Genomic DNA, 16,217 nt, shown 5'->3' with positions numbered 1-16,217 from the left:
GTAGCGATGAATTTCCTGAACGCACAACTCGATGGCCTGCTGGGCCGCGCGCTGGAGGCCAACCGCCGTGGCCGCCTGTCCAGCTTCATCACCGGCCCCGAGAGCCCGGCGATCGCGATCTTCGACCCGGTCCGCGTGATGCAGAACCAGGAGGGCGACTGGTATGGCGAGCATGCCGGCAAATGGCTGTCGGCCGCCGCCCGCGCCTTTGCGCGCAGCCAGGACGCCGAGCTGGGCGAGAAGCTGCGGCGCGTGGCCGGCTGGCTGATCGAACGGCAGGACGCCGACGGCTATCTGGGCAATTACGCGCCGAACCGCCGCTTCATGATCCCGCAGCCGCCGAAGCCGCTGTCCTGGAACGGCGAACCGGCGCTGCGCACCTGGGACATCTGGACGCACAGCTACCTGATGCTGGGCTTTCTGGAACTGCACCGCGCGATGCCCGAGCCGGCGTATCTCGACGCGGCGCGGCGGATCGGCGATCTGTGCTGGCGCACGCTGGTCGAGCGAGGGATCGACATCACGAGCTTGGGCAATCACCACGGCATGTCGGCGACGGTGCTGCTGGACCCGGCCGCCGAGCTCTACCTGCGCACCGGCGAGCCGCGCTACCTGGAACTGGCCGAGACCATCCTGGCGCAGGCCGATGCGCATCCGGAACTGGCCCTGCTGAGCAAGGCGCTGGCCGGCACCGACGCGGCCGAGATCGCGACCGGCAAGGCCTACCAGCTGGCCTGGAACCTGGTCGGCCTGGCCAAGCTCTACAAGGCCACCGGCCGTGCCGAACTGAGGCAGGCGATCGAGACGCTGTGGGCCAATATCCGCGAGCATCATCTGAGCCTCGGCGGTGGTCCCTTCGGCGGCGTGGCGAACCGCTCGCGCGAGGTCTTCAATCCGCGCGGCACTTTCGAGCCCCAGGCCTATGTGGAGACCTGCTCGACCCTGGCCTGGATACAGCTGAACCGCGAGCTGCTGCAGATCAGCGGCGAGGCGCGCTACGCCGAGGAGATCGAGCGCAGCGCCTACAACGATCTGTTGGGCGCCTTGGCGCCGAACGGCGAGGACTGGTGCTACTACTCCTTCGCCAATGGCAAACGCGTGCACACGACCTACTGGCGCTGCTGCAAGTCCAGCGGCGCGATGGCGCTGGAGGAATTGCCGCCCTTGGCCTACGGCCTCGGGCCGCAGGGGCTGACGGTCAATCTCTACGGACCCTCGACGGTCCGGCTCAAACTGCCCGATGCGGGCGATGTGCTGCTCGAGCAGCAGACCGGCTATCCCTTCGACGGCAAGCTGACGCTGCGCCTGGCCGAGATCGAGCATGAGGAGGCCCGCTTCACGCTGCGCCTGCGCATCCCTGCCTGGGCCGAGGGCGCGAGCCTGCGGCTCAATGGCGAGCCGCTGGACCTGGCCCTGCCGGCCGGCGACTATGCGGCGATCGAGCGCAGCTGGCGACGCGGCGACGAGCTGGCGCTGGATCTGCCGATGCGCATCGCCACCCACCGTCGCATCCATCAGAACGTGCAGGAATCGCGCGCGCCCGACGGCTCGCCGGTGCGCCAGCTGGTGCTGCACCATGCCTATTTCGCCCTGAGCCGCGGGCCGCTGGTCTATGCAAGCCCGCTGATCGACGGCTTCAAGACCGAGGAGACGATACGTCTGCCCGATGCACCCGAGGCGCTCTGGCTGCGCGAGTTGCCGGCCGGCGCGGGCGAGGAGGGCCCGACCATCGAGCTGGCGCTGGGCTATCGCGCGCCGCTGCACTTCCAGCCCTATTACCGCGCCGGCGGCCGTGACGATGGCGCCTGGCGCTTGACCTGGCTGTCGCTGGCCCCGACCGACCCCGCTTCCCCAGCCTCCGAATCATGATGGCAAGCAATGAAACCGTGAGCCCGGCATCCGATGCGGCCGGGCAGGGCCCGTTGAGCGGCGTGCGCGTGCTGGATCTCAGCGCCTATATCGCCGGCCCCTATGGCTGCACCTTGCTGGCCGACCAGGGCGCCGAGGTGCTGAAGATCGAGCCGCCCGATGGCGACAATCTGCGCAATTACCCGTCGACGCTGGAGAAGGAGAGCCGCGCCTTCCTGGGCGTCAACCGCAGCAAGCGCGGCCTCGCGCTGGACCTGAAGAAGCCCGAAGGTCTGGCCCTGCTGATGCGCCTGGTGCGCCAGGCCGATGTGCTGGTGCACAACTTCCGCCCCAATGTACCCAAGCGCCTGGGCATCGCGCACGAGCAGCTGGAGCTGATCAATCCGCGCCTGATCTATTGCGCCGTCACCGGCTACGGCGAGACCGGGCCGATGAAGGACAAGGCCGGCTACGACCAGGTGCTGCAGACAATGACCGGTATGTGCACGATGCAGGGCAAGCCGGGCGGGCCGCCGGAGATTCTTTACGGCTCGGTCGTCGACTACTACGCTGCGGCCCTGCTGGCGGCCGGTGTCTCGTCGGCGCTGTTCGAACGCGAGCGCAGCGGTCGCGGCCAGTATGTCGGTGTCTCGCTGCTGCGCAGCGCCTTGACGATGCAGTCGGCGCGGCTGATCTGGGCCGATGGCGAACCGCTGGATGTCGGACGCGATATGCGCTCCGGCGGCGTGACCGGCATCCATCCGACCCGCGACGGGCATCTCTACATTTCGGCCAATACGGCGCGCTTCTGGGCGGCGCTGTGCGACAAGGTCGGTTTGCCCGAGCTGGCCGAGGACCCGCGCTATGACACGGTGAAGAAGCGCGCGCAGGGCGCCGCCGAGCTGGTGCCGCTCCTCCATGCCGCGCTGCGCCAGCGCAGCGCGATCGAATGGGAGACCCTGTTCGGCGACGAGGTGCCCTGCGCCGCCGCGCGCCGCATCGAGGACATGTTCGACCATCCGCAGGTGCTGGCCGAGCAGATGGTGACCCGCGTTGCCCATCCGGTGCTGGGCCATTACCGCGGCATCACCCGGCCGATCAAGTTCGGCCGCACGCCGGGGCCCGAGCCCTTCGCGGCGCCGGTCCATGGCCAGCATGCCGGCGAGGTGCTGGCCGGCCTCGGTTACGGCGCCGACGAGATCGAGCGCATGCGCGCGAGCGGCGTGCTGCCCTGAGCACGCGAGCCATTGCCGTAGCGTTAACAGGCCCTAGACCTCGCGGTCCCGCTCGTAGCGCCGCGTGACGGTCGGAAAGGCCGGCAGCCAGCTTTCGCGCCGCAGGGTCCAGAGCTCGTAGCTGGGCTGCAGCCGGTCGGGCGCGTCCAGCGTGCCGAGGTGCAGCTCGATCTCGTCGCCGCTGCGCGAGAACACCGAGGAGCCGCAATGCGGGCAGAAATGGCGGCCGGCATAGTCGCGCGTCTCGCCGCTGATCGACACCGCCTGCGGCGCGAAGATCGCCGAGGCATGGAACAGCGCGCCATGGTGCTTGCGGCAATCGAGGCAGTGGCAGATGCCGACCCGGTCGGGCCGCCCCGTCGCGATGACGCGGACCCTGCCGCACAGGCAGCCGCCGCTGAATTGCTCCATCGCTGTCTCCTTGGCCATGTCGCATCCGTGAACGCCTAGCCTAAGCGCTGCCGTAAAGGATTGCACGCCGGCAGCCTTTGTCGCGGCGCGGGCAGCCGCCGGGGCCGATGGCGACGGGCATCGCGCCCTATAGTGGCGCCCGCGCGAGCACGCCGTCCCATCTGTCCGTTCCTGTTTTTCGCTGCACGATGAAGAAAAAACAAGCGCTTCCCCTGCTTGCCCTCACGCTGGCCGCCTGGCTGCTGCCGAGCGCGGCGCAGGCGAAGATCCCCGTCTTCGAGAAGGAGCTGTACTCCTGCCAGAAGGCCCATGGCACGGCGCCCAAGCTGCCGGTGGCCAGCGCCTATCCGGGCGGCTTCACCGGCAAGCTCAGCCAGCTGACGCCGGCCGAGGTGCCCGGCGCGATCACCGTCAATCCGAAGGCGGCCGCCTGCCTGGTCGACGCGATGGGCGAGGAACTGATCGTGCTGGCGCCGATGGAGCTGCACCGCGGCATCGACAACGCCTACCTCGACCCGGCGTCGGGCCTGGGCGAGCTCAAGGGCGAGCGGCTGGCGAGCAGCCGGCAGTTCTTCGAGGACATCACCGCGGGCCGCAAGAGCCGGCCCATCCTCGTCTACTGCCATCACACCTCCTGCATGATGTCCTACAACGCGGTGCTGAACCTGCGTGCGCTGGGCTATGAGAACCTGCTGTGGATGCGCGAGGGCCAGGACGGCTGGATCCAGGCCGGCCTGCCGGTCGGCTATTCGCGCGACGAGGACAGCAATTTCTATCTGCCCAAGGTCACGATGCCGCAGAACCCGCGCAAGTCCGATTCGGACTTTCCGCAGCCCTTCGGCAGGGAGCGCGATCGCGAGGCCGAGCAGGCGGCGTTGGTGAAGCTGGGCCTCGGCGATCTCTGCGACCTGCTACGCCGCGGGCCCAAGAAGGAGGGCGATCCCTTCCCCTACGAGCTCGCGCTCTACCGCGCCGCCGGCATCGATCTGGAGACCGACACGCCGCCGGTGGTCCGGCGCAAGATCGGCGAGCTGTTCGAGAAGAACGTCTCGGTGCTGCTGTGCTATGGCAGCCCGCTGCTGCAGATGGCGGCGCTGGCCGGCAATATGCAGCTGCTCTCGCAGGCGCTGACCGAGTGGCGGCTGCCGATCCGCTTCTTCAACCGGCCCGATCCGCAGGACAACCGTACCGTGCTCGACGTGCTGGCGCAGCGCTACAAGGAGGCGGAAGGCGAAAACCGCAAGACGGTGTTCGCCCAGGGCTATGCCCTGGTCAAGCGCTATGGCGGCAAAACCTCGGACTAGCTGATCGAGGCCGGCGTGCTGAAGCCGCCCGCCGAGCTGCAGAAGGAATACCTGCCCGCCTATGTCAAGGCGGCCGAGGCCGGCGATCCGCGCGCGATGCAGCATCTGTTCTGGGTCTATGTGCACGGCATCTATGTCGAGCAGAACATCGAGCTGGCCTTGCGCTGGCGCGAACGGCGCGAGAAGCGCATCCTCGAGACCAAGGACTATGCGCAGATGATCGGTGTCGCGCGCGGCTACTACTGGGGCGTGCAAAAACGCGGCAGCTACGACGGCAAGCCCGAGAACTACATCATCCCGCCCGACCGCAAGACCGGCGGCGAATGGGTCCAGCGCGCGGCCCCGGGTGACACCCAGGACACCAACTTCTGGTACGGCCGCGGCCTGCGCAAGGGCGACTTCGGCGAGAAGAACCCGCGCGAGGCGCTCAAATACCTGGAGCGTGCCGCCATCGATCAGGGCTATACCGGCGCCATCGAGGAACTGACCGCCGCCTATATCGAGCTGAACCAGCCGCAGAAGGCGGCCCCGCATCTGCGCACGCTGTGGCTGGACAGCAAGCTGCTGGACCTGCCGGTGCGCGACTGGTTCGCCAGGCTGAATGTGTCCTGGTGCGGCCCGCGCTCGGACCGCAAGCCGGCCGTGGTCTGCGACGGCAGCAACCAGGCGCCGCCGCCGCCGCGCGAGAAGAAGGACGGCGCCGGCAGCAAAGGCTGAGCGGCCCTCCCGCCCGCGGCGACAAATCCCCGCCTGCGTCGCGGCGTCCCGGCCGGCGCGATACTGGGGCCTGGCTTCCCGGGAGCATCGACCATGACCAACGGACGCAATAGGCAGCAGGATTTTCCGCCCGGCCTGCAGGGCGGGCTGGAGCACGACGACGAGGACCATCGCCTCGGTGAGACCGGTCAGACCGGGCCGGAAGCGCCCGGCGACGTCGATCGCAGCCATCCGGAGCGCGGCGGTCCGGCGCGCGATAAGGACGAGGACGAGGACGCGGACGAGCGCAGGATTTAGTCCTGGCCAGCGCCCTCAGTGCAACCGGATCGCCATATCGAAGTACCAGGTCCGGCGGATCTCGATCACGTCGTATTCGCGCGCCAGTGCCGGCGGGAAGGCCTGGTAATGCTCCTGGCTCTGCACCACCCGGCGTATCGCCTCGTCCAGCGCCGGCACGCCGCTGGAGCGCACGAAGGTGACCGACTCGACCGAGCCGTCGCTGCGCACCGCCACCGTCACCAGCGGATCGGCATGCGGGAGCTTCGCCGCTTCGCGCACCATCTCGAAGGTCATGTTCAGCTGGATCTTGCGCGCCCAGGCCTCGGCATAGAGCACCATCTCCGCATTCGCATCGCTGCGGCCGAACAGCCGGCCGCGCCGCAGCGGGCTGGCCGAAGGTGAGCGCGGCGGCGATGCGTCCCGCTGGCGGGCCGCCGCATCGCGCCGGTCGGCCTCCTCGTTGAGCTGCCGCCCGATCGCGCGCAGGCGCTCCTCGCGCCGCTCCGCCGCCTCGGCGGCTTCGCGCCTGGCCGCATCGGCCCTGGCGCTTGCCTCCTGGCGGGCCGCGTCCTGCCGGGCGGCCTCCTGCCTGGAGGCCTCCTGCCGTGCGGCGGCTTCCTGTCGGGCTGATTCCTGCCGCGCTGCTTCTTGACTAGCCGCCTCGGCACGGGCGGCCTCGGCGCGTGCCGCCTCCTGGCGTGCCGCCGCTTCCTGCCGGGCGGCGGCCTGGCGCAGGGCCTCCTGACGCTCGGCTTCCAGCCTGGCGGCCTCGACACGCGCGGCCTCTTGCCGGGCGGCCTCCTGGCGAGCCGCCGCCTCCTGCCGCAGCGCCTGCTGGCGCTCGCTTTCCAGCCTCGCGGCCTCGCTGCGCGCAGCCTCCTGCCGGGCGGTGGCTTGGCGCTCGGCCTCCAGCCGGGCGGCCTCGATCCGCGCCGCCTCCTGGCGGGCGGTGGCCTGGCGCAGCGCTTCCTGGCGCTCCGCTTCGAGTCTTGCCGCTTCGACGCGCGCCGCCTCCTGTCGCGCCATTGCCTGGCGCAAGGCATCCTGGCGTTCGGCTTCGAGCCTGGCGGCCTCCTGGCGCAGTGCCTCCTGCCGTTCGGCCTCGATTCTTGCGGCCTGCCGTGCTGCTGCCTCCAGCTTCTCGGCTTCCTCCCCGGCGCGCTTGCTCGCGTCCTGCTCGGCAGGGCGGGTGAGCGGAGGCGGCGGAGCGGAGGCGCTGCTCGAACTTGCCGCGGCCGCCAGGGCGACCGGTGCCGGCAGCGCCGGGGCCGGCGGCACCGACCAGCTGCTCGCCTCGGGCCGCTGCAGGGCGATCAGCTCGGGCGCCTTGAGGACCGGCGCCGGCTCGGCGGGTGCGGGCGCCGGCGACGCTGCGAGCGCCGTTGTCGCAGCGGCCGCCGCGGGCACATCCCCCGCGGACTCGGGCAGGGGCAGGGGCGCGGGCAGCGTCGCCGGTGGCGCAGGCGGCGTCGGCAGGGGGCCGGCGGCATCGAGCACGAGAACGCGCAGATCGGGTGCCTCGGCACGCCGCTGCTGCCAGGGGAAGCCGAAGCCGGGCAGACCCAGGCCCTCGCCGCCGAAGCTCAGGCCCAGCAGCAGCGCATGGAACAGCAGCGACAGCAGCAGCGCCGGCGCCAGCCGGCGGCGCTCGGTGGCGGCCGTGGTGCTGCCGCTGCTCAAGCGGGCACCGCCATCGCCGCCCGGCCGGCAGGCGAACGCGGGTCCACGTCGCCAAGACCGGTTTCTTGTCGATGATGATGATGATCCTGAGCCGTCCCCGGCGGCTTGGCCTCGCTCGTCCTTCGCATCCGGCGCATTGTCTATCGCCCCACCCTCGTTTCCGGGGCGTGATTCTCGCGGCTTTGGCGGCCGCCGCGGTGGGCGATCGCCCTACTGTGGGTCGCCGGCGACGACGCTGAGCAGGGTCTCGCCGGTCGCGACCAGCCTGGACTCGCCGTCCTGCCCTTGCGCGAACAGCTCGCAGGCGGTGAAGACCTGGGTCCGGCCCGGCTTGACGACGCGGGCCCGCGCGACGAAGCACCGACCGACGGCGGGACGCAGGCAGTTGACCGCGTAATGCGCGGCCAGCACGCGCCCGACCAGGGTCGCGGCGGCGTAGCCGCAGGCGGTGTCGATCAGCGCGCCGATCAGGCCGGCATGCAGAAAGCCGGCGTACTGCCCCAGTTCCGGGCGCCAGCGCAGCGCGATGGCGACGCTGCCCGGCTGCGCCTCCAGCAGCTCGATGCCGCACCAGCGGTTGAAGGCGGCCGTCTCGTTGATCGCCTGCAGTCGTGCCAGCAGCAGCTCGGGGGCTTCGGTCCTGTCCATGCGGCGCTCCCGCGGTCGTTGGAACGAGGGAACCTTAAGCGCGCGCGGCGGGCGGCGCTGTCAGCGCTGCGACAAGCAGCATGTCGCCTCAGCGACTCGGCCGCAACTCGCCGCTGCCGTCGGTATCGGCCTCGAAGCGAAGCTCCAGTCGGGCGCTGTCCATACCGCTCAGCCCGCCTCCGGCTGCAGCCGGTCGCGCCGGGCCAGGGCCGGGAAGATCTTGCACCACAGGCCGACGACCAGCAGGGTGCCGATGCCGCCCAGCAGCACCGAGCCGACCGGCCCCAGCAGGGCGGCGGTGGCGCCGGACTCGAACTCGCCGAGCTGGTTGCTGGCGCCGATGAAGACCGAGTTGACCGCGCCGACGCGGCCGCGCATCTCGTCCGGCGTCTCCAGCTGCACCAGCGACTGACGGATCACGACGCTGAACATATCCGCCGCGCCGCTGATCGCCAGCACGGCAAAGGCGAACCAGAAGCTGGTGGCCAGCGCGAAACCTATCATCGAGAAGCCGAACACCGCCACCGCGCCGAGCAGCCAGCGGCCGGCATGGCGCGCGATCGGCATCCGCGCCAGGCCCAGGCCGACGATGACGGCGCCCAGCGCCGGCGCCGAGCGCAGCATGCCCAGGCCCTCGGGGCCGGTGTGCAGGATGTCGCGCGCGAAGATCGGCAACAGCGCCGTCGCGCCGCCGAGCAGCACGGCAAACAGGTCCAGCGAGATCGCGCCCAGCACCACCGGGCGCTGCCAGATGAAGCGGATGCCGGCCGTCAGCTGGGCCAGATCGGGCGCCGGCCGCGCGGCCTTGGGGGCCGGGCGATGTCGGATCGTCAAGACGCCCAGCACGGCGGCGATCAGCAGCAGCAGCGAGACCGTGTAGACGATGGCCGCGCCCCAGTGCGCGTGGCTGGCGCCGCCGGCCGCGGCCGAGCCGGACAGGCGCGCCGCCCAGGGACCCAGCGCATAGAGCACGCCGCCCAGCGCCGGGCCGGCGATGATGGCGGCCTGCATGGAGGAGCTGGCCGCGGCGACGGCGCGCGGCAGCAGGATGGGCGGCACCAGGGTCGGCATCAGCGCCTGCTGGGCCGGCATCTGCAGCGCGCGCGCGACGCCCAGCAGGATGGACAGCGCGAGGATCATGCGGGGCCCCACCCAGGCCTCGGCGCTGGCCAGGGCCAGGCTGATCGCGACCGCGCATTGCAGGCCCAGCGAAGCGGCCAGCAGCAGGCGGCGGTCATGGCGGTCGACCAGATGGCCGGCCGGCAGGGTCAGCAGCAGCGCGGGCAGGAACTGCGCCAGGCCCACCAGGCCCAGATCCCAGGCGCTGGCGGTCAGGTCGTACATCTGCCAGCCCAGCGCCACCATCAGCATCTGGTTGGCGGCGCCGCCGGTCACGCGGGCACCCAGCAGACGCAGGTAGTCGTGCTGCTCGCGCAAGCGCGCGCCGGCAGCGGAACCCGGATTTTTCTTCTTCTCGCTCATCGGCCCGAGTCTAGGGCGAGCGTCCGGCGTCCCGGGCGATCAGCGAGCGATTCAACGGAAAGTGCCAGCCCTGCCGGCCGACGGGGCCGGATGGCGCGCCCTCGTCGGACCCGGCTGGCTTTCCGCGCCGGCAGCTCAGCCGGCCTGCCGGCGGCGGCGCGCGACGAAGCCGACCGCGCCGAGCCCGGCCAGCATCAGCGCATAGCTCTCCGGCTCGGGCACCGGCGCGGCCACCGGCGCGAGCGCCAGCACCTTGTAGTCCGGCCCGTTGAAGTTCAGCAGGTCGGTGCGGTAGCTGGACAGGCGCAGCCGGCCGACCGCCTCGTCGGACTGCAGGCCGATCGCGCCGAGCTCCTGGCCGGCGATCACGAAGGCGGCGTTGTCGGTGGAGACCAGCACGCCGGTCGGCACATAGCTGGCGCGCAGAATGGTGTAGGAGCCGATCACCTGGCCCTGCTCGTTCAGCGCCTGCACCAGCAGATCGCTGTTGAAGCCACGCTCGTAAAAGAAGAAGGTATTGGTCGGCGTCGCGAAGCCGACGTCGAGGATGGCGGTGCCGACGTTCTCGCGCGTGACGACCAGGCCGGTCAGATTGAAATTGGCCAGCGCCGACCGCAGATCGGCGCTGCTCGGCGTCACGGTGGCCGCGCCCTCGCTGGCCCAGGGATCGGCGACCGAGTTGACGCCGCGGCCCGCGGCGAAATTGCCGCCGCCGCGCGCGAGGTCGATGCCGTCATCGAGCACGATGCTGGCGCTGCTGACCGTCTGCAGCTGCGCCTGCGTGTAGCTCTGGCCGCCGACGCTGACGCCGTCAAGGCGCACATCGCCATTGCCCCAGGTGCCGTTGACGCCGCCGTACAAGCCGCTGGTCGAGGCCTGCGTGTCGAAGGTGAAGGCGCTGAAGCTGACGGCCCGGGCCGGCCCGGTGACGGCCAGCACGGCCAGGGCCAGCGCGGTGCCGACTTTGCCGACCTTGCCGACCTTGCCGACCTTGTGAAGAGGGGCGCTCATATCGGGTCCTCCTGTGATGCACCGGTCGAGGCAACCGGCGCAGCCAGCTTAAGAAGCGGGGCGCCCGCGTGAAACGAAGCAATGAGCATGTCGATATGCGCGCGGCGCGGATGGCGCCTGCTTCACCTGTACGATCGGCCTGAACCTCACTTCCAGCGCAGCGGCCGGCCGCGTCGGGCGGGCTCAAGCGTGCCAGGTCATGCCGTCGTCAACTACGGCCGCGGGGATGTGGTCCGCCATGCGCTGATCGGCTAGCTCGACCTCGCCTGTGCCGGGATCGATGCCGGATCCATCCAGAAGGCGCCCCACAGGTGCCCGTCCGGATCGGCGAGGTCGCGGGCGTACATGAAACCCAGATCCTGCACCGGGTTCACATCGGCCTGTCCGCCATGGGCCGCGGCGGCGCCGTTCATCGCATCGACGGCGGCGCGGTCGTCCAGCGCCAGCGACAGCATCGAGGCGCTGGTGCCGGGCGGCGGCAGCGGCCGCTCGGTGAAGGTCCGCCATTTGGCATGGCTGAGCAGCATCGCGTAGATCGCCTCGCTCCAGACCATGCAGGCGGAGTTCTCGTCGCTGAAGGCCGGGTTCTGCTGGAAACCCAGCGCCCGGTAGAAGGCGATCGAGGCGGGAAGGTCCTTGACGGGCAGGCTGACGAAGATCATCTTGGGCATGGGGGCTCCTGGGGGTGTCTCGACCGTACGACGAACGAACGGCGCCGGGATCGACAGGGTGAAGACGAGTTGCACGCAGGCGCTGGAGCGATCCCTAGCTCGAAGCGGCATGGCGCTGGACGCCGGAAGGCGAGGGCGCCAGCATGGGCCTCCCCCGTCACCGGAGCAAATCATGGCGCTTCGTTTCCGCTGTCTGGCTCTTCTTCCGGCGCTGGCGATGATCGCCATCGACGCCCGTGCCGATGCGGTCACCGACTGGAACATCCAGGCCTTTGACAGTTTCAAGGCCGCCGGCATCGGCGGCAACCCGCAATTCCGCGCGCTGGCCATCCTGCATGTGGCGATGTCGGACGCGGTCAACACGGTGCAGAACCGCTATGCGCGCCAGGTGCTCGACGGGCCGCTGGAGCCCTCCGCCTCGGCCGATGCGGCGGCGATCGCGGCCGCGCGCGGCGTGCTGAGTGCGCTGGCGCCGACGCAGAAAGCCAAGCTGGATGCCGCCTATGCGGCCGCGCTGGCACCGCTGCCCGAGGGCGCGGCGCGCAACGCCGGCATCGCGATCGGCGAGCGGGCCGCCGCTGCCGCGATCGCCGATCGCGCCAATGACGCGACCAATGCGCCCGACACCTACCGGCCGTTGACCGCGCCGGGCAGCTGGATCCCGACCACGCCGCCGCTGTTTGCCGAGTACGCGCGCGCCAGGCCCTGGGTGCTGGCCCGCCCGGACCAGTTCCGCCCCGGTCCGCCGCCGGCGCTGGACAGCGCGGCCTATGCGCGCGACTACAACGAGACCAAGGAGCTGGGCGCCGCCAAGAGCACGAGCCGCACGGCGCAGCAGACCGAGGCGGTCAAATTCTGGAGCCAGCCGAATCTGGGTTCGGTCTGGTTCGAGGCCGCGCGCCAGACCAGCGCCGCGCGCGGCCTCGACCTGGCCGACAACGCGCGGCTGTTCGCCTGGCTGGCGATGGCCGGCGCGAACTCCTTCATCGTCGACTGGGACGCGAAATTCGTCTACAACCGCTGGCGCCCGATCACCGCGATCCGCAACGGCGACCAGGACGGCAATGACGCGACCGAGCGCGATGCCGGCTGGACGCCGCTGAACGCGACGCCGATGCACCCCGAATACCCGTCGCAGGCGGCGATCCTGGCCAGCACGACGGCCGGCGTGCTGCAGGCGGTGTTCGGCCCCGGCGCCGGCCCTGCCATCACCGTCACCGACAATGCCGATGCCAAGCTGACGCGCCGCTTCGACAACTTCGCCGCCATCGTCGAGGAGACGCGGCTGGTGCGCATCTGGGGCGGCATCCACTTCCGCAGCGCGCTCGAGGCCAGCGACCTGATGGGGCGGCAGCTGGCCGCCTACGTGGTCGCCAACTCGCTGCAGAAGCCGCGCTGAGGGCAAGGCCGCGGCCGCATCGGGTCGGCCCGATCGGCGGACAATGCGGCCATGAGCCAGCCGAATCAAGCGCCCGATCCCGACCCGATGCCGCAGCCGCCTCCGCAGCCGGACCTCGATGCCTGCTGCGGCAATGGCTGCGACCCCTGCATCTTCGATGCCTACGATCTAGAGATGGACCGCTATCGCCAGGCCCTGCGCGCCTGGCGCGCGCGCCAGGGCGCGCCGGCCGGCGGCTGAGCCCCCAAGCGGCTCAGCGCGGCGCCGCCAGTGGTGGCAACATGCAGGCTCATCGTCCCCGCTCCAGGAGGCTTCATGAGAACTCTGCCCGTCCGGCGGCTCGCCGCCCTCTTGCTCGCCGGCGCCGCGCTGGCACCCGTGCTGACACCGGCGCTGGCCGCCGACCTGCTCGATGAGGCCAAGGCGCGCGGCACGCTGCGCATCGCCTGCGAGGGCACTTATCCGCCCTTCAACTACCGCGACGAGAAGGGCCAGCTGACCGGCTTCGACGTCGAGATCGGCCGCGCGCTGGCCGCCAAGCTGGGCCTCAAGCCCGAGTTCACCACCACCGAGTGGAGCGGCATCCTGGCCGGCCTGCAGGCCGGCAAATACGATGTGATCGTCAACCAGGTCGCGGCCACCGACAAGCGCCGCGAGACCTTCGATTTCAGCGAGCCCTATGTCATCTCCTATCCTCAGCTGATCGTGCGCGCCAACGAGACGCGCAAGCTGGACACGGCCGCCGATCTGGCCGGCAAGAAGATCGGCGTCGGCCAGGGTAGCAACTACGCCGAGCTGGCCAAGGGCATCGCCGGCGCCGAGGTGCGCACCTATCCGGGCGCGCCCGAGTACCTGCAGGACCTGGCCACCGGCCGCATCGACGCGGCGATCAACGACAGCCTGCTGATCCCCTATCTGCGCGCGCAGACCAAGCTGCCGGTCAAGGCCGGCGCGGCGATCGGCAAGCCCGAGAGCAATGCGATTCCCTTCCGCAAGGGCAGCCCGAAGTTCAAGCAGGCGATCGACCAGGCGCTGGCCGGGCTGAAGGCCGACGGCAGCTACGCGAAGATCTCGAAGCAGTGGTTCGAGCGCGACGTCAGCCAGCCGCCGGCCGCGCGCTGAGGACCGCGCCCGATGGATCTGCAGGCGCTGGCCGCGCTGGCCTGGCCGGTCATGCTCAAGGGCACCGGCTACACGCTCTTGTTCGCCGTCGTGTCCATGCTCCTGGGCCTGCCGCTGGCGGCGCTGATCACGCTGCTGCGGGTGCTGCGCCTGCCGCTGCTCGACCGGCTGATGGCGCTCTATGTCAGCGTGATGCGCGGCACGCCGCTGCTGGTGCAGGTCTTCATCGTCTACTACGGCCTGCCCAGCATCGGCATCGAGCTGTCGCCGATCACGGCCGGCATCCTGACGCTGACGCTCAACGTCGCCGCCTATATGAGCGAGACCCTGCGCGGCGCCATCGGCGCGGTCGCGCAGGGCCAGTGGCTGGCCGGCACCAGCCTGGGCCTGCGGCGGCCGCAGATCCTGCGCTATGTGATCGGGCCGCAGGCCCTGCGCGCGGCCGTGCCCAGCCTGTCGAACAGCCTGATCAGCCTGATCAAGGACACCTCGCTGGTCTCGGTGATCGCCGTCACCGAGCTGATGCTGGCGACCAAGGAGCTGATCTCGACGACCTTCCAGCCCTTCCCGCTGTACCTGGCGGCGGCGGCGATCTACTGGCTGCTGAGCCTGAGCTTCGAGCAGCTGCAGCGCCGGATGGAGAAGCGCCTGGCCTACCCGCACTGAGCGGCCGGCGCGGCGCCGCGCGGTGCGCGGATCGCACTGCCTAAAACCCTGGCGCTCTTGCGAGCCCTGGGGTCAGGTCGCACAATCGCCCGAGGCCGGCCGCGGCGGGTCGCGGTCTTGCCTGCTGAGAACGGGAAGGGAGAGATCCTGATGTTGACCGTCCACTCGGTTTGCCGGATGGCCGAACGGCCTCTTGCACCCCTCGTGCTGGCAAGCCTGCTGGCGCTGGCCGGCTGCGGCAAGGACAAGCCGACCGGGCCCGCGACGCGGCCGCCGGTCGAGGTCGCCGTGATCACCGTCACGCCGCAGGCGGCGCCCGTCACGCCCGAGTTCGTCGGCCAGACCGAGAGCTCGCAGCAGGTCGAGATCCGCGCCCGCGTCTCCGGCTTCCTCGAGCGCCGCGTCTATGCCGAGGGCGCGCCGGTGAAGGCGGGCCAGGTCTTGTTCCTGATGGACAAGAAGCCTTTCGAGGCGCAGCTGCAGGCGGCCCGCGCCGAACTGACGCAGCAGCAGTCGCGCCTGGTCGTCGCCAGGCAAAACCTGGCACGCGTGCAGCCGCTGGCCTCGCAGAACGCCTTGTCGAAGAAGGACCTCGACGATGCGGTCGGCCAGGAGCAGACCGCCGCCGCCGCCGTCGAGGCGGCCAAGGCCAAGCTCATCGACGCCGAGCTGAACCTCGGCTACTGCACGATCACCTCGCCGGTGGCGGGTCTTTCCTCCTTTGCCAAGCTGCAGGAGGGCAGCTATGTCAGCCCGCAGAACAGCCTGCTGACCTATGTGGCCAAGCAGGATCCGATGCGGGTCAACTTCAGCCTGTCGGAGAACGAGCTGCTGCGCGTGCGCGAGGACGTCAATGCCGGTCGGCTGAGCTTGCCGGCCGAATCGAACTTCCAGGTCGAGGTGCAGCTGGCCGATGGCTCCAAGTTCCCGACCCGCGGCCGCATCACCTTTTCCGATGCCTCGTTCAGCCAGGCGACCGGCACCTTTCTGATGCGCGCCGAGGTGCCGAATCCCAAGGGCGAGCTGCGGCCCGGCCAGTTCGTCCGCGTGCGCCTGATCGGCGCGACGCGGCCCGGCAGCTTCGTGGTCCCGCAGCGCGCGGTGCAGCAGGGGCCGCGCGGCGAGTACGCCTGGGTGGTCGACAAGGACGGCAAGGCCGAGCAGCGCTTCCTCAGCGTCGGCGACTGGATCGGCGACGACTGGCTGATCTACAAGGGCCTGCGCAGCGGCGACCGCCTGATCGTCGATGGCGGGCTGAAGCTGGCGCCGGGCGCGCCGGTCAAGATCACGGCCGCGGCCGCGCATGCGCCGGCCAGCGGAGCGCAGGCGGTCGCAGCGGCGCCGGCACCGAGTCCATCGTCCCAGGCGCCAAGCCAGTCCGCGGCGCCCGCTGCGCCGGGCCTGCCGCTGGAGCTGTATTTCGACAGCGGCAGCGCGCTGCTGCCCGACGATGGCGCCCGCCAGCTGGCCGGCGTGGCCGGCTGGCTGGCCGCGCATCCGCAGCAGCGCGTCGCGCTGAGCGGTTATGCCGACAAACGCGGCGGCGCGGCGGCCAATGCACTGCTGGCCAAGCGGCGCGCGCAGGGCGTGCGCAGCGCGCTGCTGGTGGGCGGCGCCAGCGAGGCGCAGATCGAGCTGCGCGCGCCGCAGAACATCACCGGCGGCGATGCGGACGAGCGCGCGCGCCGTGTCAGCGTCCTGCCGGCCACGGCCGATGCGGCCCAGCGCTGAACGGGGCCGCCGA

Annotated in this window: 16 protein-coding genes; 10 read left to right on the top strand and 6 right to left on the bottom strand. The window is 70.7% G+C overall.

What is annotated here, in order from left to right; translation table 11 throughout:
- Window positions 1–6 precede the first annotated feature (6 nt).
- Together QWJ38_RS13625 and QWJ38_RS13620 are read left to right on the top strand one after the other, a co-directional pair.
- Window positions 7–1,869 (top strand): glycoside hydrolase family 127 protein, encoded by a 1,863-nt coding sequence (locus tag QWJ38_RS13625; RefSeq protein WP_290359627.1) that lies wholly within the window; start codon window positions 7–9, stop codon window positions 1,867–1,869.
- Complete coding sequence (locus QWJ38_RS13620; RefSeq protein ID WP_290359626.1) at window positions 1,866–3,083, top strand: CaiB/BaiF CoA transferase family protein; 1,218 nt, start codon at window positions 1,866–1,868, stop codon at window positions 3,081–3,083. The genes QWJ38_RS13625 and QWJ38_RS13620 overlap by 4 nt, the downstream gene beginning before the upstream one ends.
- Before the next feature lie 33 nt (window positions 3,084–3,116).
- Here QWJ38_RS13620 and QWJ38_RS13615 read toward each other — a convergent pair whose 3' ends face one another.
- On the bottom strand, window positions 3,117–3,494 hold the full coding sequence (locus tag QWJ38_RS13615; RefSeq protein WP_290359625.1) for a GFA family protein: 378 nt from the start codon (window positions 3,492–3,494) through the stop codon (window positions 3,117–3,119).
- Between the two features lie 188 nt (window positions 3,495–3,682).
- Between QWJ38_RS13615 and QWJ38_RS13610 the strand changes: the two genes are divergently transcribed.
- The 3 genes from QWJ38_RS13610 to QWJ38_RS13600 all read left to right on the top strand — a co-directional run bounded on the left by QWJ38_RS13610 (window position 3,683) and on the right by QWJ38_RS13600 (window position 5,812).
- Window positions 3,683–4,798, top strand: a complete 1,116-nt coding sequence (locus QWJ38_RS13610) for a rhodanese-like domain-containing protein (RefSeq protein ID WP_290359624.1) — start codon at window positions 3,683–3,685, stop codon at window positions 4,796–4,798.
- 15 nt (window positions 4,799–4,813) lie between these two features.
- Window positions 4,814–5,515 (top strand): tetratricopeptide repeat protein, encoded by a 702-nt coding sequence (locus tag QWJ38_RS13605; protein WP_290359623.1) that lies wholly within the window; start codon window positions 4,814–4,816, stop codon window positions 5,513–5,515.
- Window positions 5,516–5,608: 93 nt separating this feature from the next.
- Window positions 5,609–5,812: a hypothetical protein gene (locus QWJ38_RS13600; RefSeq protein ID WP_290359622.1), complete on the top strand. Its 204-nt coding sequence runs from the start codon at window positions 5,609–5,611 to the stop codon at window positions 5,810–5,812.
- 15 nt (window positions 5,813–5,827) lie between these two features.
- Here QWJ38_RS13600 and QWJ38_RS13595 read toward each other — a convergent pair whose 3' ends face one another.
- The 5 genes from QWJ38_RS13595 to QWJ38_RS13575 form a co-directional block, all read right to left on the bottom strand.
- On the bottom strand, window positions 5,828–7,474 hold the full coding sequence (locus tag QWJ38_RS13595) for a TonB C-terminal domain-containing protein (protein WP_290359621.1): 1,647 nt from the start codon (window positions 7,472–7,474) through the stop codon (window positions 5,828–5,830).
- A 210-nt stretch (window positions 7,475–7,684) separates the two neighbouring features.
- Entirely contained in the window at window positions 7,685–8,122 is a 438-nt protein-coding gene (locus tag QWJ38_RS13590) for a PaaI family thioesterase (protein WP_290359620.1), read from the bottom strand.
- Between the two features lie 168 nt (window positions 8,123–8,290).
- Window positions 8,291–9,604 (bottom strand): MFS transporter, encoded by a 1,314-nt coding sequence (locus QWJ38_RS13585; protein WP_290359619.1) that lies wholly within the window; start codon window positions 9,602–9,604, stop codon window positions 8,291–8,293.
- 135 nt (window positions 9,605–9,739) lie between these two features.
- Entirely contained in the window at window positions 9,740–10,615 is an 876-nt protein-coding gene (locus QWJ38_RS13580) for an exosortase-dependent surface protein XDP2 (RefSeq protein WP_290359618.1), read from the bottom strand.
- A 251-nt stretch (window positions 10,616–10,866) separates the two neighbouring features.
- Window positions 10,867–11,286 (bottom strand): VOC family protein, encoded by a 420-nt coding sequence (locus tag QWJ38_RS13575; RefSeq protein WP_290359617.1) that lies wholly within the window; start codon window positions 11,284–11,286, stop codon window positions 10,867–10,869.
- 172 nt (window positions 11,287–11,458) lie between these two features.
- Here QWJ38_RS13575 and QWJ38_RS13570 point away from each other — a divergent pair, with 172 nt between their 5' ends.
- The 5 genes from QWJ38_RS13570 (at window position 11,459) to QWJ38_RS13550 (ending at window position 16,204) form a co-directional block, all read left to right on the top strand.
- Window positions 11,459–12,685, top strand: coding sequence for a vanadium-dependent haloperoxidase (locus QWJ38_RS13570; protein WP_290359616.1), 1,227 nt, complete (start codon window positions 11,459–11,461; stop codon window positions 12,683–12,685).
- A 51-nt stretch (window positions 12,686–12,736) separates the two neighbouring features.
- Window positions 12,737–12,925 (top strand): oxidoreductase-like domain-containing protein, encoded by a 189-nt coding sequence (locus QWJ38_RS13565; protein WP_290359615.1) that lies wholly within the window; start codon window positions 12,737–12,739, stop codon window positions 12,923–12,925.
- A gap of 75 nt (window positions 12,926–13,000) precedes the next feature.
- Entirely contained in the window at window positions 13,001–13,807 is an 807-nt protein-coding gene (locus tag QWJ38_RS13560; RefSeq protein ID WP_290359614.1) for a transporter substrate-binding domain-containing protein, read from the top strand.
- Between the two features lie 12 nt (window positions 13,808–13,819).
- Window positions 13,820–14,473 (top strand): amino acid ABC transporter permease, encoded by a 654-nt coding sequence (locus tag QWJ38_RS13555; RefSeq protein WP_290359613.1) that lies wholly within the window; start codon window positions 13,820–13,822, stop codon window positions 14,471–14,473.
- A gap of 204 nt (window positions 14,474–14,677) precedes the next feature.
- A complete protein-coding gene (locus tag QWJ38_RS13550) occupies window positions 14,678–16,204 on the top strand; it encodes an efflux RND transporter periplasmic adaptor subunit (RefSeq protein ID WP_290359612.1) in 1,527 nt (508 codons plus the stop codon).
- Window positions 16,205–16,217 lie beyond the last annotated feature (13 nt).

The sequence above is a fragment of the Roseateles violae genome (assembly GCF_030410485.1).
GTDB classification, from domain to species: Bacteria; Pseudomonadota; Gammaproteobacteria; order Burkholderiales; family Burkholderiaceae_C; genus Roseateles_D; species Roseateles_D violae.
This window is presented reverse-complemented; position numbering and strand designations above follow the sequence as displayed.